General features: G+C 67.2%; 17 protein-coding genes. 11 read left to right on the top strand and 6 right to left on the bottom strand.

Going from position 1 to position 21,292, the window contains the following annotated elements:
* Positions 1 to 154: 154 nt before the first annotated feature.
* Entirely contained in the window at positions 155 to 718 is a 564-nt protein-coding gene (locus NKT36_RS19150; protein ID WP_327054167.1) for a DUF7344 domain-containing protein, read from the bottom strand.
* A gap of 641 nt (positions 719 to 1,359) precedes the next feature.
* On the opposite strand from NKT36_RS19150, the gene NKT36_RS19145 reads away from it, so the two are divergent.
* The 6 genes from NKT36_RS19145 (at position 1,360) to NKT36_RS19120 (ending at position 8,926) form a co-directional block, all read left to right on the top strand.
* Positions 1,360 to 2,724 (top strand): nucleotide sugar dehydrogenase, encoded by a 1,365-nt coding sequence (locus NKT36_RS19145; protein ID WP_327054166.1) that lies wholly within the window; start codon positions 1,360 to 1,362, stop codon positions 2,722 to 2,724.
* Positions 2,724 to 3,740 carry a glycosyltransferase family 2 protein gene (locus NKT36_RS19140; protein WP_327054165.1) on the top strand — a complete coding sequence of 339 codons (1,017 nt, stop codon included), beginning with the start codon at positions 2,724 to 2,726 and terminating at the stop codon, positions 3,738 to 3,740. Before NKT36_RS19145 ends, NKT36_RS19140 begins: the two co-directional genes overlap by 1 nt.
* Positions 3,737 to 4,807: a DUF354 domain-containing protein gene (locus NKT36_RS19135; protein WP_327054164.1), complete on the top strand. Its 1,071-nt coding sequence runs from the start codon at positions 3,737 to 3,739 to the stop codon at positions 4,805 to 4,807. Before NKT36_RS19140 ends, NKT36_RS19135 begins: the two co-directional genes overlap by 4 nt.
* Positions 4,808 to 4,960: 153 nt before the next feature.
* Positions 4,961 to 6,949, top strand: a complete 1,989-nt coding sequence (locus NKT36_RS19130) for a hypothetical protein (RefSeq protein WP_327054163.1) — start codon at positions 4,961 to 4,963, stop codon at positions 6,947 to 6,949.
* A 142-nt stretch (positions 6,950 to 7,091) separates the two neighbouring features.
* Entirely contained in the window at positions 7,092 to 8,009 is a 918-nt protein-coding gene (locus NKT36_RS19125; RefSeq protein WP_327054162.1) for an NAD-dependent epimerase/dehydratase family protein, read from the top strand.
* A gap of 461 nt (positions 8,010 to 8,470) precedes the next feature.
* Entirely contained in the window at positions 8,471 to 8,926 is a 456-nt protein-coding gene (locus NKT36_RS19120; RefSeq protein ID WP_327054161.1) for a type IV pilin N-terminal domain-containing protein, read from the top strand.
* A 127-nt stretch (positions 8,927 to 9,053) separates the two neighbouring features.
* On the opposite strand, the gene NKT36_RS19115 is transcribed toward NKT36_RS19120, so the two are convergent.
* The 4 genes from NKT36_RS19115 to NKT36_RS19100 form a co-directional block, all read right to left on the bottom strand.
* The gene (locus tag NKT36_RS19115; RefSeq protein WP_327054160.1) at positions 9,054 to 9,641 is read right to left on the bottom strand and encodes a metal-dependent hydrolase; all 588 of its coding nucleotides are present in this window, start codon (positions 9,639 to 9,641) and stop codon (positions 9,054 to 9,056) included.
* On the bottom strand, positions 9,641 to 10,948 hold the full coding sequence (locus NKT36_RS19110; protein WP_327054159.1) for a DUF1616 domain-containing protein: 1,308 nt from the start codon (positions 10,946 to 10,948) through the stop codon (positions 9,641 to 9,643). Before NKT36_RS19110 ends, NKT36_RS19115 begins: the two co-directional genes overlap by 1 nt.
* Positions 10,949 to 11,084: 136 nt before the next feature.
* Complete coding sequence (locus NKT36_RS19105; protein ID WP_327054158.1) at positions 11,085 to 12,803, bottom strand: asparagine synthase-related protein; 1,719 nt, start codon at positions 12,801 to 12,803, stop codon at positions 11,085 to 11,087.
* A gap of 247 nt (positions 12,804 to 13,050) precedes the next feature.
* Positions 13,051 to 14,565 carry a lipopolysaccharide biosynthesis protein gene (locus tag NKT36_RS19100; protein WP_327054157.1) on the bottom strand — a complete coding sequence of 505 codons (1,515 nt, stop codon included), beginning with the start codon at positions 14,563 to 14,565 and terminating at the stop codon, positions 13,051 to 13,053.
* Between the two features lie 221 nt (positions 14,566 to 14,786).
* Between NKT36_RS19100 and NKT36_RS19095 the strand changes: the two genes are divergently transcribed.
* Positions 14,787 to 15,587, top strand: a complete 801-nt coding sequence (locus NKT36_RS19095; RefSeq protein ID WP_327054156.1) for an FkbM family methyltransferase — start codon at positions 14,787 to 14,789, stop codon at positions 15,585 to 15,587.
* Between the two features lie 134 nt (positions 15,588 to 15,721).
* Here the strand turns inward: NKT36_RS19095 and NKT36_RS19090 are convergent, their stop codons facing one another.
* Complete coding sequence (locus tag NKT36_RS19090; protein ID WP_327054155.1) at positions 15,722 to 17,257, bottom strand: hypothetical protein; 1,536 nt, start codon at positions 17,255 to 17,257, stop codon at positions 15,722 to 15,724.
* A 185-nt stretch (positions 17,258 to 17,442) separates the two neighbouring features.
* Here NKT36_RS19090 and NKT36_RS19085 point away from each other — a divergent pair, with 185 nt between their 5' ends.
* From NKT36_RS19085 to NKT36_RS19070, 4 genes are all read left to right on the top strand, one after another.
* Positions 17,443 to 18,732, top strand: a complete 1,290-nt coding sequence (locus tag NKT36_RS19085; protein ID WP_327054154.1) for a polysaccharide deacetylase family protein — start codon at positions 17,443 to 17,445, stop codon at positions 18,730 to 18,732.
* A 259-nt stretch (positions 18,733 to 18,991) separates the two neighbouring features.
* The gene (locus NKT36_RS19080) at positions 18,992 to 19,141 is read left to right on the top strand and encodes a rubrerythrin-like domain-containing protein (protein WP_327054153.1); all 150 of its coding nucleotides are present in this window, start codon (positions 18,992 to 18,994) and stop codon (positions 19,139 to 19,141) included.
* Positions 19,142 to 19,147: 6 nt separating this feature from the next.
* Positions 19,148 to 20,437 carry a glutamate dehydrogenase GdhB gene (gene gdhB / locus NKT36_RS19075; RefSeq protein ID WP_327054152.1) on the top strand — a complete coding sequence of 430 codons (1,290 nt, stop codon included), beginning with the start codon at positions 19,148 to 19,150 and terminating at the stop codon, positions 20,435 to 20,437.
* A gap of 205 nt (positions 20,438 to 20,642) precedes the next feature.
* A complete protein-coding gene (locus tag NKT36_RS19070) occupies positions 20,643 to 21,266 on the top strand; it encodes a hypothetical protein (RefSeq protein WP_327054151.1) in 624 nt (207 codons plus the stop codon).
* Positions 21,267 to 21,292 lie beyond the last annotated feature (26 nt).

The raw sequence follows: 21,292 nt of genomic DNA, 5'->3' as shown, positions 1-21,292 counted from the left end.
CGTCACACCGGATTCGTCGACCCGCTAGCGTCCGTCGTCGGTCCGCCGCGGGTCCGTCTCCGGCCCGTCGTCGGTTCTACGCCCATCCCCTGCGAAGACGGACGACTCGCGGTCGGTCTGCGAGCGGGGGACCGCCGTCGCGCCCGGTCCGTCGCTACCAGAGCCCGAACCGGGTCCCGAGCGACAGCGTCCAGGAGATGGCGACGACGGCGAAGCTCGCCGCCGTCGTCGAGAGCGCCGCGAACGGCGCGACGCCCGCCGCGGTGCCGACCAGCAGCGTCGCGCCGACGCCCGACGCCCCCAGGAAGTACCGTCCACGCGCGCTGGCACCGCGGCCGTCCGTCTCGACCGGCGGTGCGAGGTACTCGTCCAGCTCGTCGGCCAGGTCGCCGCGCTCGACGATCCCACGCTGACGGTCGTACTCGATGACGTCCTCCTCGTCGAGCTTCGGCAGGTGACACTGGTACAGCGGGATGTAGACGCGCTGGCGCTCGTCGGACGCGAGCGCCGCGACGGTCGTGTCGTGTTCCCAGGCCGCGACCTGCTCCGCGACGTCGCGCATCTCGACGGGGCCGTCCGTGTCTTCGAGGTACCGCAGGACGTTCCGCCGTCGCTCGTTCTGCAGGAGGTGGTACGCCCGGTCGTCGGTCAGTTCGGTCGACTCGCCGTCCGGTTCGACTGCGCCGTCGACGGTCCCCTGTTCAACTGTCGGAGCCATACGCTTTCGGTCGCCAGAGTCGACGAAAAAGGGGGGTTCCCCTCCCGGCAGTTGGCTCGCGTTCGAACCGTTCTAGCGAGTTTTCGCGCTCGCCGAACCGTCCTCGAATGGACTGATTCGGGCGTTCCGTGGACCCCCGGCCCCACGCGGTCGCCCGTGGAACGTCCGCTCCGTCCGCCGCCACGTCTCGACACGTCGCATGTCCCTGGCGTCGTACGCTTCCCGACTGCATGCTTCCCGGTGTTGCATCCCTCCGGCGTGTCTCTCCGCTCCTCTCCGCTCTTCTCCTCTCTGATCTTCTCCTCTCCGTTCCTCTCCGCTCTTCTCCCCTTTCTTCTTCTCTCCTCTCCCGGCGGTTCCGCCGCCGGGCCGCGGCGTCGTCGGGTCGAGCGGGGCGGTCGCCGCGGACCGTACAGCTCACGGGTGCACAGCCCGGCTGCGTGGCAGGTGTTACCGTAGAAACCGCACCACTGAACGGGATTTCGGCTTCTGAGCTGCTTAGCTACTGTATAATAAAGCCACCCTGGTGGCATGGACGAATCGAGGCTCGCGTCCGACCGAACGGCCGACGTAGGAGGTTCCCGCCGTCTCGGCCGTCGACGGTCGGAGTCGAAGAGCGCACTACGACGGAGATCACACCCATGAACTCGACGATAGGCGACATAGACAACCACCCTGAGTACGCCGGCAGCGACGAGAGCGACGTAGACGACGCACGCGACGCGACCATCTGCGTCGTCGGCCTGGGCTACGTCGGCCTTCCGCTGGCGGTCGGTTTCGACCAGGAGGGCTACAGCGTCGTCGGCTTCGACGTCGACGACGGGAAGGTCGAAACGCTTCGAGACGGCACCGACACGACGGGCGACCTCGGCGACGACGCCATCGCCGAGAGCGAGATCACGTACACCACCGACCCGGGCGAGATAGCGCGTGCGGACTACGTGATGATCGCCGTCCCGACGCCCGTCGACGACCACCAGCAACCGAACCTCGAGTTCGTCGACGCCGCCGGTCGGACCGTCGGCGAGCACCTGTCCTCGGACACCACCGTCGTCCTCGAATCGACCGTGTTCCCGGGCGCGACCCGCGAGGTGCTCGTCCCGGCGATGGAGGCGACGTCCGGCCTGACGTGCGGCGAGGACTTCTTCGTCGGCTACTCGCCCGAGCGCGCCACGCCCGGCGACCCCGAGCACGGACTGCGCGACGTCGTGAAGGTCGTCGGCGGCCAGGACGACGAGGTGCGCGACGACGTCGCCGACCTCTACGAGTCCGTCATCGACGCCGGCGTCCACCGCGCCGAGTCGATGGAGGTGGCGGAGGCGTGCAAGGTCGTCGAGAACGTCCAGCGCGACCTGAACATCGCCCTCGTGAACGAACTGGCGATGGCGTTCCACAGCATGGATCTGGACCTCGACACCCGCGCGGTGCTGGAGGCGTCCGCGACGAAGTGGAACTTCCACTACTACCGCCCCGGCCTCGTCGGCGGCCACTGCATCCCCGTCGACCCGTACTTCCTCGTCCACCGCTCGAAGCAGGACGGCTTCGTCCCGCAGCTCGTCGAGCAGGCCCGCGAGGTGAACGAGGAGATGCCCGAGCACGTCGCGGACATGACCATCAAGGCGCTGAACCAGGCTGGCAAGCCGCTGCGCGACAGCCGCGTCCTCCTGCTCGGCCTGACCTACAAGCCCGACGTCGCCGACATCCGGACGTCGAAGGTCGACGGCATCGTCGAGGGGCTCCGCGAGTTCGACGTCGAGGTCGTCGGCCACGACCCGCACGGCGACGACGACGCGATGCGGTCGACGTTCGGCATCGACGTCCAGGCGGACGTCTCCTTCACCGACTTCGACGGCGTCGTCCTCGCCACGCCCCATAGCGAGTTCTACGACGTCGACCTCGACGCGGCGGCCGACGCGATGGCCGACGACCCCGCGCTCGTCGACGTCGTCGGCGCGCTCGACCCCGACGCCGTCGAGGACGCCGGCTTCACCTACCGGAGGGTCTGATGTACGGGGGGAAGACGGTCGGGGTCGTCGTCCCCGCCTACAACGAGGAGAGGTTCGTCGGCGACGTGCTCGACTCGCTCCCCGACTTCGTCGACCGGGTGTACGCAGTCGACGACGCCTCGACCGACGCCACGTGGGACGAGATTCGCGACCACGCCACCGTCGAGCGTGCGCCGCGGACGGACGCCGCGACCGGAGAAGCCGACGAGACGCCCCTCCGGGCCGACGGCGACGGCGGGACGGTCGTCGCCATCCGCCACGAGCGCAACCGCGGTGCCGGCGGCGCGATCAAGACTGGCTACCTCGCCGCCCGCGACGACGGGGTCGACGTGACCGTCACCATCGACGCCGACGGCCAGATGGACCCAGCGATGATGACGCAGTTCCTCGACCCCGTCGTGGCCGGCGACGCCGACTACGCGAAGGGCGACCGCCTCGCCACCCCCGAGTTCCGGGAGGGGATGCCCCGGTTCCGGCTGGCCGGCAACTGGCTGTTGACCGGGCTCACCTGGATCGCCAGCGGCTACTGGGACGTCACCGACCCGCAGAACGGCTACACCGCCATCTCCCTGGACGCGCTGGAGGCGGTCGACGTCGAGGAGCTGTACGAGTACTACGGCTACTGCAACGACCTGCTCGTGAAGCTGAACGTCGCCGGGATGTCCGTCGTCGACGTACCGATGCCCGCCAGCTACGGCGACGAACAGAGCAGCATCGACTACGGCGGCTACGTCCCGAAGGTGTCGCTGATGCTGCTCCGGAACTTCGTCTGGCGACTGCGCACCCGTTACCGGTCGCACCCGGCGGGGCTGGCCTACGCCCTCGCCCTCCTCGGCGCGGTCGCGGTCCTCCTCCGCGCCGTCGTCGCCGTCGCGTTGGCGCTCGCGGGGAGCGATTCGTCCGAGGAAACGAGCGACGCCGACGACAGTTCCGGCCGCCGGTTCCCGCTGTCGCTGGTCGCGACGGTCGTCGGTCTGGTCGCCGGCGTCGTCCTCGACCGGAGGAACCAGCCGTGAGGGTGTTCGTCACCGTCCAGCATCCGGCGCACGTCCACTTCTTCCGGCACGCAATCGACGAACTGGAGCGCGCCGGTCACGACGTCCACGTGTTCGCCCGCGAGAAGGAGATGGCGGTCGAACTGCTGGAGCGGTTCGACGTCGACCACGAGGTGCTCGCGGGGTCGGCGTCGGGCCTGACGGAACTGGCGCGGGTACAGGCGACCTACGAGGCGCGCCTCCTCCGTCGCGCGCTCGAGCTGCGACCGGACGTCGTCACCGCCATCGGCGGCGTCGCGGCCGCGCACGTCGCGACGCTCGTCCGCGCCCGCAGCGTCGTCTTCTACGACACCGAGCACGCCGACCTCATCCAGAACCTCGCCTTCCCGTTCGCCGACGCAGTCTACACCCCCGACTGCTACCGGCGCGCCGCCGGCCGCAACCAGGTCCAGTACCCCGGCTACCACGAACTCGCCTACCTCCACCCCGACCGGTTCGAGCCGGACCCCGCCGTCCCGAGCGAGCTCGGTCTCGACCCGGACGACCGGTTCGTCGTCCTCCGTCTCGTCGACTGGGGCGCGTCCCACGACGTCGGCCACGCCGGGTTCGACGACGCCGCCGACGCCGTCGCCCGCCTCGAGGACGCCGGGGCCGAGGTGCTCGTCACCGCCGAGGGGTCGTTGCCGCCCGGACTCGAACCGTACCGCACCACCGTCGCTCCTCATCGCATGCACGACCTCCTGTACTACGCCGACCTGTTCGTCGGCGAAGGGGCGACGATGGCCGCCGAGAGCGCCGTCCTCGGGACGCCCGCCGTCTACGTCAACTCGCTGTCGATGGGCTACACCGACGAACTCGACGAGCGGTACGGCCTGCTCTACAACTTTCAGGGGGAGGGCCGCCACGCGCGGGCGCTCTCGACGTCGGTCGAACTGCTGGAAGGCGACGTCGACTGGGCCGACCGCCGCGCGGCGCTGCTCGAAGACAAGTGCGACACGACCGACGTGGTCGTGCGCGCCGTCGAGGGGCGTCCGCACGGCGAGCGCGAGTCGTCGCCCGCGGCGGCGCGACCTGGGCCCGACGCGTGACCGCGACCGTGCGAACCACGTTGCGAACGAAGGGCGAATCGACACTGACGAACTGGACCGTACGACCGTCACCTCGCGACCCACGAACGACCCACGACCCATGAACGCGGTACGACACACGAACGCGGACCGGCATCTCGCCGACGGGAGGCGATGAGCGTGGCCAGCAGTTTCTCCCGCTGGTTACGCCAGCGTCGCTTCGACGTCGACGCCGCCATCGTCGCGCTCGTGCTCGCGCTGGCGATGCTCCCGCTGCGGCTGATACTCGACCAGATCTACGTCAAGACCATCCCCATCGTGCTCGGCCTGGGCGCGGCGCTGTACCTGCTGGCGGCGCGCAACGAGGACGAGACGACCGTCCCCTTCCCGACCGTCTCGCGGCCGGTGGCACAACTGCTGCCGAGCCTCGTGTTTGTCCTCTCCGCGGCACTCGTCGCCCTCGGCTTCCACGCCGGCGAGCGGACGGTGCTCTTCCACGTCGTCTCGGGGCTCGCGGGGACGCTCATCGTCCTCCAGATCCTGTTCACCGACGACGACCAGTTCCTCCCGGCGCTGCTGCTCGTCGAGGTGCTGACGCTGGCGGTGGTCGTCCGGTTCGTGGCGGTGTACACCACGCCGTCGTACATCGGCATCGACATCTGGACGCACCTGACCCACCTTGCAGGTGGCGTCCTCGAACAGCACTCGCTGGCGGCGATGGACGGGAACAAGCACATCGCCGCCCCGCTGTTCCACGTCTTAGTCGCATCGGCCTCGATGCTGTACGACGTGTCGCTGCGGAACGCCCTCTACCTCTCCGTCGGCGTCGCCGTCCCGGCCTCCATCCTGTTCGTCTACGCCGCGACGCGACTGCTCGTCCCAGCGCGCTGGGCGGTGTTCGCGGCCATGCTCTACTCCGTCAGCGACTACTTCATCGAGTGGGGCATCCACCTCATCCCCACGAGCCACGGGCTGCTGTTCTTCCTCGCCATCGTCTACGCCCTCCTGCGCATCATGGAACTGGAGTACGGCGCGCGCGACTTCGGCCTGCTCGTCTTCCTCTCGATCGCCATCATCCTCACCCACCAGGTGTCGACGTTCATCATGCTCGTCGTCCTCGGCTCCGGACTGGTCGCCCAGTTCGCGCTCCGGTTCGACCTGTTCAAGACCACCGCGAGCAGGCCGGGCGTCTACCGGACCCTGGAGCCGGTGAACCTCGCCGGTCTGCTGGCGTTCGACGTGGGACTCATCACCTTCATGTGGTCGTTCACGCCGTACAACGGGGACTCGTTCCTCGAGACCGTCCTCCTCTATCTCGCAGAGACGCTCCGGTCGAGCGCCGGCCTGTTCAACACCGTCGACCCGAGCGCGGAGGGCATCGACCTGCCGCCGCCGACGCTCACCGCGCGGGTGGTGGAGTACGTCGACACGCTCGGCTTCCTCGTGCTCTTCGGTCTCACCGTCGTCGGCTGTCTCTACGTGCTCCGGCGTCGGCGGGTCAGCCACTCCGTGTTCACTCTACTGGTCGCCACCGTCGTGATGACCGTGTTCACGCTCGGCCTGCCGCTGATGGGCATCCGCAACTTCATCCCGCAGCGCTGGTTCGCGTTCCTCTACGCGACGATGGCCATCCTGTCGGCGCTCGGCGTCGGCTACCTCGTCCACAACCTCGACCGTCGCGTCGCCGTCGCGGCGCTCGTCCTCGTCGCGCTGGTCTACCCGCCGATGATGGTGATGTCCGGCCACGGCGCGCTCGACAGCCCCGTCTTCGCGAGCGAGCAGGAGCGGTTGACCTACACCGAACCCGAGATGGCGGCCGTCGACTCCATCGCGGCCATGACCGGGTCGCCCGACTCCTCGAACGTCCTCCCCCGCCAGGTGGCCCACACCGACCACCCCTACCAGACCGTGTTCAAGCGGACGGGGGCGTATCCGGCGGACGCGGTCAACCTCTCGGTCGACGGCGGGCCGGTCGACCATCCCGTCACCGTCTACCGGACCTACCAGTCCACCGGCGCGCCGAAGTTCCTGCTCGTCAACGAGAGCAACGGCGCGAGCGTGCCGGCACGCCGCACCGTCGACCGCGAGCGGGTCTGTCGGCCGGACCAGAGCGTGCTCTACTCGAACGGCCAGGTCGTCATGTGTTCCACCCCGACGATGTAGGGGGCAGGCGAACGGCGACGTGTCTGGCGGTGGCGCGTCCGGTGTCGGCGCGGCCGGTGTCAATGCGTCCGCCCTCGACGCGGTGCCCGCTCGTTGGCACAGAAGCGAACCCCTTTTTCTCCGTCGGCGTACAGGTCCGAGTATGAACGGAAAGCGCGTGCTCGTCACGGGCGGCGCCGGTTTCATCGGATCGAACCTCGCGAACCACCTCGCCGAGGACAACGAGGTCCTCGCGCTCGACGACGGCTACCTCGGAACACCCGAGAACCTCGACGACGCCGTCGAGTTTCACGAGCGCAGCGTCGTCGAGGACGACCTGCCGACCGACGTCGACGTGGTCTTCCACCTCGCGGCGCTCTCCTCCTACCCGATGCACGAGGACGACCCCGCTACCGGCGCGCGGGTGAACGTCGAGGGGTTCGTCAACACCGTCGACCAGGCCCGCGAGGACGGCTGCGACACCGTCGTCTACGCCTCCACCTCCTCCATCTACGGCAGCCGAACCGAACCGTCGCCGGAGTCGATGGACGTCGAAGCTCGCACTGGCTACGAGGCGTCGAAGCTCGCCCGCGAACGCTACGGCGAGTACTTCGCCCACCACTACGACATGAACGTGGCCGGCATGCGCTTTTTCTCCGTCTACCAGGGCTACGGCGGTGCCGAGGAACACAAGGGCGAGTACGCCAACATCATCGCGCAGTTCGCCGACGACGTCGCCCACGGTCGCTCACCGGAGATCTACGGCGACGGCAGCCAGACCCGCGACTTCACCCACGTCGACGACATCGTCCGCGGGCTCGAACTCGCGGCCGAGCACGAACTCACCGGCGTCTACAACCTCGGCACGGGCGACAGCTACGACTTCGACACCGTCGTCGAGTTCATCAACCGCGAACTCGGCACCGACGTCGAACCGACGTACGTCGAGAACCCAATCCCCGACGACGTGTACGTCCACGACACGATGGCCGACGTGACGAAGTTCCGGGAGGCGACCGGCTGGGAGCCCACCATCGACTTCGAGGAGGGCGTCCGCCGCGTCTGCGCGCAGTACAAGTAGCGCGGAGTTGACATCCTCCCCGCCCTGAAGGGCGGAGACTTCTCCTCGCACTTCCGTAACAGCGAGCGCGCGAGGTAGCGAGAGCCGAGCGAGTCGCGGAGACGCCCCGGAAAATATAGACAATCTGCTATTTGGGGTCGATAGACGATGCGATGCTATAGACGTCGCACAAGTATATTCCGGTGCAGTGTCACGAATCGTCGGATAGTGGCGGAGAACGACAGCAATCGGCTTTCTCTACCGATTCCTCCGCTACCTATTTTAATGCAAAAATGGCGTCATACAAAGTTTCAAGTAGGGGGCATACATTCGTCCATGATAGGTCGAGTATCGGACCGAAAAGGTGCTAGCGTGGGACGGCAGGCACGTATCCTCCCCGCGCCAACGAGCGGGTATCCGCTCGCAGACAAGTTAAAGGTTTGGCATCTTCTCGCGTTCGAGAACGGCCGCGGAGAACACCAATGACACCGAAAGACTACATCACCGAACGCATCGATGCCGACCGCGGCGTCAGTCCCGTCATCGGCGTGATCCTGATGGTGGCCATCACCGTCATCCTCGCCGCCGTCATCGGGGCGTTCGTCATGGGCATGGGACAGAACGTCGAGAACAACGTCAACGCTGGAGCGGAGATTCAGACCACGAACGCTACCAACGGTAACGTTACTGTGACGTGGATCGACGAGGGCAACGCTAAGCAGCTCAACGTTACCGTTAAGTCCAAGGATAGCAGCGGAGACGAAGCTAGTGAAACACTTGATTCCGTTGGTGAATCAGTCACTATCGCTGAGGATAATGGCGGCAACGCTCAAATCGGTAATCAGGCGAAAGAACAAACTGTTCAAGTGATTGTGACCGCCGTGGGTGAAGACGGCAAGACGGAAACCGTCGTCAACAACGAAGAACACACGATTTAATTCTCACCCTCTTCTGTTCTTTCACACCTTTATCGGTCATCTTTATCCTGGGTTACATCTCTTCTAAACCGCAGGTACCGGTGGAGACTCTTACGCTCCCATAAAACACTGTTTCCCGTCAGCGCCGTCAGTACCGCTCACTCTCCTTCCCACCCTCTAGCCAGTACGGAGTCGGCACGCCCGGCATCCCGTCGTACAGCCAGAGGGCGACCACGGAGAGGGCCAGTCCGGCCTCGAACGCGAGCATCGGCGACCACTCCAGTTCGACGAGCATCTCCAGGTACTCGAAGAAGTACAGCAGGAACCGCTCGACGAGGCCGTAGTCGTTCTCGTAGGCCGGCAGTTCGACGGCGGGCCACAGCAGCACCTCCGGTTTCAGTCCCTCGCCGAGGACGGCGGGGTAGACGACGTCGCCGACGAGGTGGGAGGCGTAGCCGACCGCGAACGCCGCGCCGTAGCGGAGGCGACGCCGGTGCCACGCCAGTGCGACGACGAGCGCGACGCCGACGGGCGCGACGAAGACCGAGTGGGCGACGGAGTAGCCCGACGGGAAGACGCCGAACGACCACGACAGCGGCTTGTCGACCAGGTCCGGGAGCACGCTCGCGACGGCGAGCACGACGACCGCGCGGGTGCTCGGCGCTCGTCGCCGGACGAGGTGGACGGTCAGCGAGTAGCAGAGGTAGCCGAAGGCGAGGTGCTCCCACGGCCACATTATCCGTCGAGGCCCTCCGGCGAATAGTGGGGGAACAAGCCACCATCGTCGGTGGTCGTCGGGGTCGTATCCGGTGACTGCGTCGTCGTCGCCGTCGACGTATCAGTTGTCGTCGAGGTGGTGCCGGACGCCGTCGAGGTGGTACCGGCCGTCGTCGAGGTCGTGCCGGGGGTCGTTGTCGACGTGCTCGTCGTGGAAGTCGTCGACGTCGGGTCGGTCGTCGAGGTCGTGCCGCCGGCCGTGGTCGTCGTCCCCGACGTCGAATCCGTGGTGGATTCGGGCGTCGTGGTCGCCGACGCGTCCTCGCCGCCGTCGCCGTTGTCGCTGCCGCCACCATCGCCGTCGGCGAGCCGGCTCCGCTGCGGATCCGACCCGACGCTCACCCAGAGGCGGGCCGTCCGGTACGGGTCGTCGGACGGCGCTCCCCTGTAGAGGAGCAGTCTGATCCGCAGGTCGTCGCCGGTCATCGACGGTTCGACGGTGAGCGGGACCCGCATTGTCTCCCCGTCGTCGACGGTGACCGACCGCTCGGTCAGCCGTTGCTGTTCGACGACGGTACCGTCCTCGACGCGCTGGAGCATGGCGACGACGGTGTACTCCGTCCGCTCCTCCTCGCGGTTGCCGACGACGACGGTCAGCTCGCTCGATTCGCCGGCGGGGAACGACCGCTGGTACATCGACTCGACGTCGCTGTCGACCGCCTTGGTGTCGACGGAGAACTCGGTGAACTGCTCGCCCTGCGGCGGGTTGAACGCGGCGTACCCGGCCGTGGAGACGACCAGGAGGAAGCTCAGCAGTATCGCGACGTTCAGCATCTGCAGGCTTCCGTCGTCGCCCCGCCCGGTCGGGGTGAACAGCAGTTCGGGAACGCCGGGGAGGTACCGGTCCTGTGGGGGGACGCGCAACTGCCGGACGAACGCCAGCAGCGTGAGTGCGGCGGTGACGCCGGCGACGCCGATGATGACGGGGTGCTCCCGGATGCCCCACGGCGTGAAGTTCGTCGCCGCGGCGACGAGCGGGACGATGGCGACGGAGAGCGCGACGGAGAGCGCGAGCCGTTCGGGGCCACCGAGCGCGTACCCGGCGTCCGCCTCGCCGGTCCCGAAGGTCCGCGACGTTCCCGCCGCTCCGGCCGAGGGATACAGCGCCGACAGGAGGGCATACCCCGGGAGGAGGACGGCGAGCGGCATGACGACAGCCACGCGGAGGCGGCCGCCGAAGTCCGCGTACGCCACGTATCCCCCGACGGCGGTCAGCAGGAGGACCACCAGCAGGTCGGCGAACCACCAGCGGCTGTTCGTACTCATTGTCGAGTGGTGGGATGGAACGGGTTTTATTATACGGCTCCTAACGCGGTCCGCGTCGGACGCCGTCCAGCGAGCGTCGATTCCGCCGGCTCTCGCCCGCCGTCACTGCTCTGCCGCCGTCACTGCGCTGCGGCCATCACTGCTCCGATGCGACGCCGTCGGTCGGGTACTCGTCGGTCGGCATGTGGAGCACGTCGGTCGGGTTGACGGACCGCTCCGAGCACTGGGCGACCCAGCCGACCATGTCGTTGATGCGCAGCTTGTGGCGCGACGGCAGTTCGTGGACGGTCTCGTGTTCGGGGAACAGCCGCTGGTCGAGGTTGTACCGGTCGTACACCTGCTGGCGGTCCGGCCAGGCCGGCTCGAACTCGCGGACGAACGGTAGCTTCCGGCGGGCGAACCGCTCCGCCTCCGAGAGCAGCCGCGAGGTGTACGGGCGGTCGGGCGGCCGGTGGCGGCAGATGTCCGGGTCGAGTTGCTCGATGGCGCGGATGAACGTCTCCGTGGTCCGGAACCGCGGCGGCGTCTGGAGGTGCCACTCCAGCAGCTCCGTGTCGGCCGCGATGAACGACTCGAGGTAGTTGTCGGCGAGGTGGGTGCGGAAGGGGATGGTGGGCTGGTTGCTGATGCTGAACAGCGAGAGGGCGTTCTGCGCGGAGTCGGTGCGCTCCCAGCACCGCTCGAACTCGTCGGCGATGGCCTGGCGGACGAACTCCCCGCCGGAGTCGGGGTCGTCCGTGTATCGCTCGGCGACCTCCCGGCTCTGGTCGGGCAGGTAGCCGAAGTTGTCCAGCGACGCCTCCACGGGGTCGGGGTCGGACTCCATCCGGCGCAGCGGCACCTGCTTGCCGAACAGGCTGATCTCCGAGCGCTTGTGGCCGAACCCGCGCAACAGCGTGTCGAAGAGCAGTCCGTGGTACATCGTGTCCACGCCGATCTCGGCGTTGTAGCCGGCGTGGTGGATGTGGATGGACTCCTTGATGCCGTTGGTGTCCCGGACCTTCTCCTCTCCGGGCACGATGTAGCGGTCGTTGGTGACGAGCGTGGTGTGGTTGACGTCGTACTGGTCGGCGAGCTGTTGGGCGACCTGTACCTCCTGGGCGTCCGGCGTGCCGACGGTGTACGCGTGGTCGATGTCGGGGAACTGCGACAGCAACGTCCGCGAGTCGTATCCCGCCGACAGCAGCAGTCCCTTGTCGCCGGGCTGGCGGGAGCGCCGCTGGATGGCGCGCTGCAACCGCTCGGCCAGTTCGTCCGCGTAGGCCATCTCCCGTTCGTCGTAGACGAACCGGTCGAGCGTCCCCGTCGCGTCGGGCGTCACGTAGCCGTCGAACGGCGCGCGCTCCAGTTCGTGGAACAGCGTCTTGTTCCCGAGGACGACGCCCATGTGGAGGAACTCGCCGACCGAGCGCCGGCGCATCGACGGCTCGTCGACGGTGCGCGCCACCGCGGCGGCGTCGGAGCCGAACACGCGGACGCCGGGGTCGTCGGTGTAGAAGCACTCCCACGAGCGGATGGGGTCGGTGAGGACGACCGCCTCCCCGTCGTGTTCGACGAAGGCGAGGTACGACCCGTTGAGCGCCCGGATGGCGTCGAGGCCCATCTCGGCGTAGCGGTCGAGCAGCCAGCGCGCCGGCTCCGACCAGCCGCGCTTGTTCGGGTACGCCTCGCCCCAGATGACGCAGGTCCCCTCGTCGCCGGAGTAGGAGGCGCTCCGCCCCGGGATGCCGAGACCGGTGTCCCGGATGCCGACGGTCGCGACGTCACCCGCCACCACGTCGTCGAACTCCCGCTCTGACCGGAACCTGGTGAACGCCTCGCGATCGCCGAAAACACCGAATATCTCCTTGTTCATCGTTCTTGCTCCGTCCCGCGGTCGGGAGCGACTGCGGCGGCCCCGTCGGCGCGGGTCGTCCAGTCTCCGCCCCGCCGCCCTCGACGGTCGACTGGTCGTCCGCGGGGGCGATTCGTCCGCCGACGTCGGCCGGTCGCGTAGTTCGCTCGTTCCACGGGTGCCTTCGATTCCGGTATCGTCGGTGGGGCGTTTAACTATACAGCGGATAACACCGGACGTCGCTCGATTAAGCGACCCCGAAACCGTTTCACTCCGTGACCGCGCCCGTCACGGTCTGGATGACGTCCCGGAGACCGTAGCTGCCCCACGTCTCCATCGCGAGTATCGCCGCGCCGTAGGTGGCGACGCCGGTGGCGACCATGCCAGCGAACGTCAGGAGCGGTCCGACCGTCAAAGTCGTGCCGACGAACGAGACGGCGGCGTACATCACGCCGCTGGCGGCCAGCGGGTACGCCAGGATGGCGAAGAAACGCCGGTAGCTCCCCTCGACGACGCGGACGCTGAGGTACGTCGAGACGGGCGCGGAGAACAGGAGGGCGTTCCCGACGACGACCGCCGCCGTGCCCTCGATGCCGTACGCCGCCGTCGCGGGGTAGATGGCGACCGCGAGGATGGCGAGCTTGCCGACCTGGATCTTCGTCGCGACGTCCGGTTTGCCGACCGCCTGGAACAGCGGGCCGGTCGTCGCGCCGATGGAGCGCAACAGCCCCCACAGCGCGAGCACCTGCATGACGCGGACGGCGGCCTCCCACTCGGGGGCCAGGAACGCCTCGACGAACGTCGGCGTGACGGCGACGATGCCGACCGCCAGCGGGACCGAGACGAACGTCGTCAGCTGCACCGTCTTGAAGTAGGCTCGCCGGAGGTTGGCGGCGTCGTCCTGCAGCTTCGCGTACGTGGGGAAGATGACCGTCGAGATGACCTGCGTCACCTCCGTCGCGGGCGCGTTCGACAGCTTGTAGGCGTACTGGTAGAGGCCGAGCGCGGTGCTGCCCAGCAGCCAGCCGACGAACGCGTCGTCGCCCTCGGTGATGAGGAAGACCACGACGCCGGAGGCGGTGATCCACTTGCCGTACCCGATCATCTCGCCGACCTTCGCGCGGTCGAGCGCGGGCCGCGGCCGGTGGTCGTGGAGGACGTACGACAGCAGCGTCGCGGTCAGGACGCCCGCGACGTCGCCGAGCACCAGCGCCCACACGGTCGGGTCGACGAGCGCGACGCCGATGGCGACGCCGGCCGAGACGACCGACTTGCCGACGAGGTAGACGAACTGGCGGTCGTAGGCCAGGTCCTTTCGGAAGTAGACGATGCCGGGGTTCTGGACGCCCATCACCAGCGGGACGACCGCCATGGCCTTCACGACGGGCTCGGCCCGCGGTTCGCCGAAGAAGGCCGCGACGTACGGCGCGGCGGCGACGGCGAGCGCGGCGAGCGCCACGCCGCGGAGCGTCTCCAGGGTCCACGCGGTGTCGAGGTAGTCGGTCACGTCGTCCGCCTCCTTCTGGATGAGCGCCTCCTTGATACCGAGCTTCGACGAGCGACGCATCGCCGCCAGCGTCAGCAGGGCGTACGCGACCAGGCCGAACTGCTGTGGCCCGAGGAGGTTGCCGAGGACGACCAGCTTCACGAGCTGGAGCCCCCGTCCGACGACGTTCGCGCCGGTCGCCCAGATGCCGCTCTTGACCGCCCGCTCGGAGACGCCGCCGCCGGGGGTCAGCCGGCGCTTCAGCCGTCGTAGCCGTCCGAGAAGTCCCCTCGTCATGTATCTCGCCCGGTGGTCGTCGTCCGCCGGTCGGCGTCCGTCGCGGCGGGTGCTGGTGCACCCGTACCGTCGGCCGCCCGCCGCACTGGACGCGGCCACCAGTCGTCCGTCGCTTTCCATCTCGCGCCCTTTATTATGCGCCTGCTAACCCGCGAAAAGACGCCCGTCGGGCGTCGTTTACCCGTGACATATATTTATGCGTCGATGGCCGACGTTCGCCCATGGCTGACCTGGCGCAGCGGGCCTCGGAGAGCCGCCTGTGGGAGGCCTGCAAGCGGGCCGGACTCGCGTCCCACATCTCCTCGCTCTACTGGCGCTCGAAGCTCGCCGCCAACTGCTGGTCCGCGTCGGTGACCGTCGGCGGCCACACGGTCACGTTCGCCACCGACACGCCGACCGAGTACCAGCGCGCGACGTCGCTCGTCGGCGAGCGCGCCGTCGTCGAGTCGCTGCTCGCCGACGTGCGGCCGTCCGACGTGGTGTACGACGTGGGCGCGAACATCGGCACGCACGCCTGCTTCGTCGGCCGCCAACTCCGCGACGGCGAGGTCGTCGCGTTCGAACCGATGCCGACGAACGCGGTCCGCCTGCGTCACAACCTCTCGACGAACGTCCCGTCCGGCCGCTGGCGGGTCGCCGAACTCGCGCTCGACGACGACGACGGGACGGGCCGTCTCTCCGTCGAGAGCGACGACTTCGGCGAGGGCAACCACGCCCTCGCCACGGACGGCGACCTGCCCGTCGACGTCCGCCGCGGCGAGTCGCTGATCGACGAGGGCACCTATCCGGCACCCGACGTGCTCAAGGTGGACGTGGAGGGCGCGGAGCTCCGGGTGCTCCGGGGGCTCGCCGACCGTCTCGACGACGTCCGCGTCGTCTACGTCGAACTCCACCACGAACTGAGCAGCGACTACGACACCTCGACCGCCGAGATAGAAGCGTTCCTGTGCGACCACGGGTTCTCGACCGAGCGCCTCAACGAGCGCTCCGACGCGTACCACGTCCGCGCGTCGCGCGTGTGAGATAAAACCGTCAGTGGGACGTCAGTGGGCGTCAGCGGACTGCCAGCGGGGACGCAAGGTCGGCAGGGACGTGGGCGACCGTCGGCAGGGACGAAGGTGTCGGCGGGGTCACAGGGGCGGAATGGCCGCGCGGCTCAGGAGAGGTCGTTGCCCCAGCCGCTGTAGCCGTCCTGGCTGTAGTCCTCGATGCCGTTCACGATGCGGCTCTTCTTGGCGTAGATGTCGCTGGCCTCGTCGGTCAGTCGCAGTCCGGGTTCGTCGCGTCGCGACCGGGCGGTGATGCCCTCTATCCAGGTGCTGTCGCCGCCGTCGACGATGGCGTTGGCCTCCGACTCGTACTCGCCCTCGTAGATTATGCAGTTCGATCCGGTGTTGGTCAGCGCGCGGCGACTCGCGCCGCCGCCGTGGTCGACGGTGACCTTGCGGAACTCGCAGTCGTCGCGGCCGTTGTGGATGGCGCCGTAGTACCCGTCGGCCGGCGCGCTGCCGGTGACGGTGACGTTGCGCAGGAACACGGGGTAGTCGCCGTCCGCGATGACCACCGCGGCGCTCCCGCCGGTGTCGTGCTCGATGGTGGTGCGCTTGATGCGCGTCTGGTTGCCGCTCGGCCGGACCGAGATGGCGTTGTTCGAGCCCGCCGACTTGGCCGTGATGGACGAGTCGACGACGAAGTTGTAGTCGGCGTCGTCGGTGATGCGGACGGCCGGACTGTCGTCGACGGTCGTCCGGAGGTCGACGTTCCGGACGACGAGCAGGTTACCGTTCTCCAGGCGGACGCCCCGCTGGGCGCGCACGTCGGTGTCCCTGCCGACGACGACCGTGGCGTCCCGGATGTAGCTGTCGTGGCCGCCGAGACGGACGTTCGCGCCCAGGTTGTTCTCGAAGTGGCCGCCCTCGATCCGCACGGAGCCGGAGCCGTTGGCGGCGTAGAGCCCGTTGTCGGGGAACCCGTTCACCACGCAGTCCCGGAACGTGATCGTCCCCTCGTTGTAGTCGTTGCAGATGATGCCCGACGGGCCCCACCTGAGCCGGTCGCCCGGCGCGTTCGCCGACAGTGCCGCGCCGTCCGGCGCGGTGAACCGCTCGACGAGCCCGGAGCCGTCCGGGTCGTTGACGACGAACCGCCCCGGCCCCCACGCACCGGTGTCGTGCCGGCCGGCGACGTCGACGTCGCGGACGACCAGCCCGTCGTCGACGACCACGTCGAGGGCCCGTACCCCCGTGTTCGCCGCCGACATGTCGACGGTGAAGTTCTCGACGCGCAGGTCCGTCATCGGCGAGTAGTCGACGCCGAGCCTGAACAGCTTGTAGTTCCAGTCCCCGAGGTCGTCGTACTCGTCGTACGTCGCCGGGACGAGCGTCGCGTCGTCGCCGACCATGCCGAAGTTGTCGCGGTCGGTGACGCGGATCCGCCGGTCGACGTAGTAGCGTCCCGGCGGGAACTTCAGCAGGGTGTCGTCTCCCTCCAGTTCCTCGATTATCGGCGTGATCGACTCGTTGCCGTCGGGGTCGGCTCCCGCTTCCGTCACGTCGACGACGGTTCCGTACTCGTCGTCGAGGCTTCCGGCGGCGGCGGTGCCGACGACCCCGGCGGACGCGGCGACCGCCGTCGCGAGTTTGAGGTACGAACGGCGGCTCGTTCCAGCCCGATCGTTGCTGTCTGTGGGCATCACCACCGTCGTCGCAAGGACGGACATTAATTATCTGCCGCCTAGATTCTGCACACGTGACTCTCCCACCGTTGGAAACTTTCTGAACGGTGCCGAGACGGTAACGCGGCAGTCATGTTGTGATGTCTACAACTAGCTTAAGCGCAATATAAGAAAATACCCGCGACTGCTTGGACAGGGTAGCGATGAGTAGACAGACACGACGTACGTTCCTCGCTGCCGTCGGTGCGGCGGGTCTCGCGGGCTGCGCCGGCATCACCGACTCCGGCGGGACGCCCTCCAGCACGACCGACGGGACGACCACCGGCAGTCCCGGCGACGGCACCTCGAACGGCGACGGAACCACGCCGTCCGGCCAGGGCGGCGCCCGGCAGCTCGAGGACTTCGAGAAGCTGCAGAAGTGGCACCCCGTCGAAGGGATGGGGTCGCTCAACGCGAGCAAAGACTCGTACACGGGCTCGCAGGCGGCCCGCGTCAAGGGCGGTTCGACCAACGAGGGGAAGATATTCAGCGCCCAGTTCGGGAGCGACGGCCTCGACCTGAGCGGGCAGAACCTCTCGTTCGCCTACAAGTGTACGTCCCACGACTTCTCGAAGATTTCGGTCGAACTGCACGCGCCCGACAGCGGGCACGTCGTCGAACTGAAGCGCACCGTCCTCGGGCCGAAGGACACCTGGATGCGCATCAACCTCGGCACGACCGACGTCATGCGCCCCAAGAGCGTCGACCTCTCGAAGGTGTACCAGATCCGCATCGTCGGTCGGCCGCGCGACCACACGTCGAACGAGCCGGTCGAGTTCCTCGTCGACGACCTGCAGGCTGTCCCGACCCCGAAGAAGGGCAAGGTGATGCTGACGTTCGACGACGGGCTAGCGTCCCACTACACGAAGGCGTACGAGAAGATGAAGCAGTACGGCTTCCCGGGCGTCGACGCGGTAATCACGGAGGCCGTCTACGACGACGGGTTCCTCACGACCGGGCAGATGCGCGAGATGACCAACGACGGCTGGGAGATGATGGCTCACCCGAACGTCGGTTCGACGCCGATGCCGGAGCTGTCCCGGAAGAAGCAGAAGTCGCTGATGACCAGCTCCAAGCAGTGGCTCAAGCGCCACGGCTTCGACGGTCACAGCTACCTGGCGGTCCCGAAGAACGCCGTCGGCAAGGACACGTTCGCGCTCGCGCAGAAGCACTTCGACCTCACCTTCACCTTCGGCGGAGGGCCGAGCGCGCTCCCGGTGACGACGAAGGACGCCATCCTCCCCCGCATCTACGCCGACGACGTGCGGAAGGTCAAGCGGATGGTCGACTTCGCCGCGGAGTACAAGCAGCTGACCGTCCCGCTGTTCCACCGCATCGGCGGCAAGAACGGTCTCCCCGAGAAGGACTTCGAGACCATCCTCAAGTACGTCAAGAAGAAGGACGTCGACGTCGTCACCCCTTCGGACCTGAAAGAGCAGGGGCTGCTGCGCTGATTTCGCGTCGCCGACGTCTCACTCCCGCCTGGAGTTCGAACGGGAATCCACCGTCGAATCCGCCCGCTTCAGTGGTGGGTCGCTGATGTATCGTGTTCTCCGATAACGTCTGTCGGGTCGAGTGAGAACTGGTCGCGTCGCTGTTCGAGAACTGGGCGAGTTCGAGAGCGGTTGAACAGTTAACCATGGCCCAGCATCACATGGTTCACTATTCAACTGCATAGCCGAAGGTGGCGTAGTCCATAGCAAAATTTACCGAATGAGCCTCCGCGACCCCGACTACAACTTGAACGCCGAGAGCGAGTACGAATGCCTGCGCTGCGGAACGACCGCGCGCGCCGACAATCATCCCGGCGATTGCGACGATTGCGGGGCTGCGATGCGCAACCGGGGAATGCCCTTCGAATAATCCCTTATGGCCACGAACACGCTGGACGACCGCGATGCGGACGACTACTCCGAGACCGAATCGGCACTCGAAACGGCCCTGCGACAACTCTCGGCCGCGGCCACGCAGGTCGACGTGGACGACGGCGTCATCGAGCGCCTGAAACACCCGACCCGAGTGGTCGAGGTCGGCGTGCCGCTGAAGCGCGACGATGGGTCGGTCGAGGTCTACACCGGCTACCGCGCCCAGCACGACGACGTGCGCGGCCCCTACAAGGGCGGTCTGCGCTTCCATCCCGACGTGACCGCCGAGGAGTGCGTGGGACTGTCGATGTGGATGACGTGGAAGTGCGCGGTCATGGACCTGCCCTTCGGCGGTGCGAAGGGCGGCGTCGTGGTGAACCCGAAAGATCTCAGTACCGAGGAGAAAGAACGCCTGACTCGGCGCTTCGCCGAGGAAATCCGGGACACCATCGGACCGAAACAGGATATTCCGGCCCCCGACATGGGCACCGACGCCCAGACGATGGCGTGGTTCATGGACGCCTACTCGATGCAGGAGGGTGAGACGACCCCCGGCGTCGTCACGGGCAAACCGCCCGTCATCGGCGGGAGCAAAGGCCGCGAGGAAGCGCCTGGTCGCTCGGTCGCCATCATCGCCCGCGAAGCTCTGGAGTACTACGATACGGACATCGGTGAGGCCACCGTTGCAGTACAGGGCTTCGGGTCGGTCGGTGCGAACGCCGCCCGCCTGCTGGACGACTGGGGGGCAGACGTGGTCGCGGTCAGCGACGTGAACGGCGCGGCCTACGACACGAGCGGTCTCGACACTCACGCAGTCCCCTCCCACGAGGAAGAACCCGAGGCCGTGATGAGCTACGACGCCCCGAACACCTTGACGAACGAGGAGGTGCTGGAGCTCGACGTGGACGTGCTGATTCCGGCCGCCATCGGCAACGTTCTCACCGCCGACAACGCCGACGACGTGCAGGCCAACATCGTGGTCGAGGGTGCGAACGGTCCGACGACCTCGGCCGCCGATACCATCCTCGAAGAGCGCGGGATTCCCGTTATTCCGGACATCCTCGCCAACGCGGGCGGAGTGACGGTCTCGTACTTCGAGTGGCTGCAGGATATCAACCGCCGCCAGTGGCCGCTCGAGCGCGTTCACGAAGAGCTGGAGTCGATGATGCTCTCGGCGTGGGACGACGTGCGAGCCGAGGTCGAGGCCCGCGACGTGAGTTGGCGCGATGCTGCATACGTCGTCGCGCTCGAACGCGTTGGCGAGGCGAAATCCAGCAGGGGCCTCTGGCCGTAGCGACCGTTCACGGCCGAGGTACTGGCCAGCGAACCGAACTCCGGAGATGGTGGGCGCATCGGGTTCGGTTCTCAACCTAGAGATTTGCTTGCTCGGACGAAAGCCGATGCGTCGGGTCAGGGGCGGGAAATCAGCGGTCTATCCAGACCCGTAACAAATACGAACGTTACATTTAACAGTAATAAGCGGGAGGACACTAACGTCAATGGTCCAGTTGGAACTACGAGAACTCCTCGAAGAAAAGACCGGAGCCCTCCTCTTGATCGCGGGCGGATTCCTCTCGATCCAGATTGGGGTCACGACCTTTCCGGACATCGTCGGATTCACCGCCCCAGCGAGCCTCCCCGGATGGACTAGCTTCATTTTCTCCACTGGACTGCTCGGATTCATCGGATTTGGACTGCCATTCGTTGCTCTGGCAGGCCTCTACTACCGCCTGAGCTCCACGACTCCCCGACTGGCAGTCGTGGGCGGTGCACTGATGGCACTCACACCGATCCTCTTTGCGAGCGGTCTTCTGACCGTTTTCGTTCGGCCGCTCCCCGACGTACCGGCTCTCCTCTGGTTCAGTCCACTGCCGTACATCGTGGGGGCCGGGTCGTTCGGGCTCGCTTTCCTCTGGCAAAAAGACTCCAGCCGCTTCGTCGGGATTCCATTGCTCGTTTTCTCGGGAACCTGGATGCTGACCTATACTGTCGGGTTGAAAAACGGCCAACTTCCGGGATGGATGCCGTTCATCGAATTACTCGCCGTTTCACTCGTTGCAATGGGATATCTCCTCCACACTAGCCCGCCCTCCCACGACAACGGTGCTCTCGCCGGTAGCTAACCATCAGCATACTGCTGTTCAGCAGG

Source organism: Halomicrococcus gelatinilyticus (assembly GCA_024227995.1).
Lineage (GTDB): Archaea > Halobacteriota > Halobacteria > Halobacteriales > Haladaptataceae > Halomicrococcus > Halomicrococcus gelatinilyticus.
The sequence above is the reverse complement of the archived record's forward strand: the minus strand, read 5'-3'. Positions and strand labels throughout refer to the sequence as shown.

Bases quoted from the DNA above. Each gene is read 5' to 3' on its own strand.
- NKT36_RS19150 (WP_327054167.1), bottom strand. From the start codon at position 718: ATGGCTCCGACAGTTGAACAGGGGACCGTCGACGGCGCAGTCGAACCG.
- NKT36_RS19145 (WP_327054166.1), top strand. From the start codon at position 1,360: ATGAACTCGACGATAGGCGACATAGACAACCACCCTGAGTACGCCGGC.
- NKT36_RS19140 (WP_327054165.1), top strand. From the start codon at position 2,724: ATGTACGGGGGGAAGACGGTCGGGGTCGTCGTCCCCGCCTACAACGAG.
- NKT36_RS19130 (WP_327054163.1), top strand. From the start codon at position 4,961: ATGAGCGTGGCCAGCAGTTTCTCCCGCTGGTTACGCCAGCGTCGCTTC.
- NKT36_RS19125 (WP_327054162.1), top strand. From the start codon at position 7,092: ATGAACGGAAAGCGCGTGCTCGTCACGGGCGGCGCCGGTTTCATCGGA.
- NKT36_RS19120 (WP_327054161.1), top strand. From the start codon at position 8,471: ATGACACCGAAAGACTACATCACCGAACGCATCGATGCCGACCGCGGC.
- NKT36_RS19115 (WP_327054160.1), bottom strand. From the start codon at position 9,641: ATGTGGCCGTGGGAGCACCTCGCCTTCGGCTACCTCTGCTACTCGCTG.
- NKT36_RS19110 (WP_327054159.1), bottom strand. From the start codon at position 10,948: ATGAGTACGAACAGCCGCTGGTGGTTCGCCGACCTGCTGGTGGTCCTC.
- NKT36_RS19105 (WP_327054158.1), bottom strand. From the start codon at position 12,803: ATGAACAAGGAGATATTCGGTGTTTTCGGCGATCGCGAGGCGTTCACC.
- NKT36_RS19100 (WP_327054157.1), bottom strand. From the start codon at position 14,565: ATGACGAGGGGACTTCTCGGACGGCTACGACGGCTGAAGCGCCGGCTG.
- NKT36_RS19095 (WP_327054156.1), top strand. From the start codon at position 14,787: ATGGCTGACCTGGCGCAGCGGGCCTCGGAGAGCCGCCTGTGGGAGGCC.
- NKT36_RS19090 (WP_327054155.1), bottom strand. From the start codon at position 17,257: ATGCCCACAGACAGCAACGATCGGGCTGGAACGAGCCGCCGTTCGTAC.
- NKT36_RS19085 (WP_327054154.1), top strand. From the start codon at position 17,443: ATGAGTAGACAGACACGACGTACGTTCCTCGCTGCCGTCGGTGCGGCG.
- NKT36_RS19080 (WP_327054153.1), top strand. From the start codon at position 18,992: ATGAGCCTCCGCGACCCCGACTACAACTTGAACGCCGAGAGCGAGTAC.
- gdhB (WP_327054152.1), top strand. From the start codon at position 19,148: ATGGCCACGAACACGCTGGACGACCGCGATGCGGACGACTACTCCGAG.
- NKT36_RS19070 (WP_327054151.1), top strand. From the start codon at position 20,643: ATGGTCCAGTTGGAACTACGAGAACTCCTCGAAGAAAAGACCGGAGCC.